Genomic DNA, 261 nt, shown 5'->3' with positions numbered 1-261 from the left:
CGTCCTTGATCGATGATAGAACGCGTGCCGCCACCGCCGCCTCGATCGCCGTCGCCGGAATGCCGAGTTGCTGCGCCTCGATGACCGACCATTTGCCGGTGCCCTTCTGGCCGGCGCGGTCGAGGATGATGTCGACCACCGGCTTGCCGGTCTTCGGATCGTCTGATGCCAGCACCTTGGCGGTGATCTCGATCAGGTAGGAGTTGAGCCGGCCCTTGTTCCAGTTGGAAAACACCGTGCCGATGTCCTTCGTCCCCATGC

Annotated in this window: 1 pseudogene; it reads right to left on the bottom strand. The window is 63.2% G+C overall.

The window, feature by feature from the left end:
- Positions 1-261, bottom strand: a pseudogene (locus EOB49_RS35480) (NADP-dependent phosphogluconate dehydrogenase); the annotation flags it as partial.

It is taken from the genome of Mesorhizobium sp. M7A.F.Ca.MR.148.00.0.0, assembly GCF_003997735.1.
Classification (GTDB): Bacteria; Pseudomonadota; Alphaproteobacteria; order Rhizobiales; family Rhizobiaceae; genus Mesorhizobium.
Note: the sequence above shows the minus strand (reverse complement) of the source record. Positions and strands in the feature narration are given on the sequence as shown.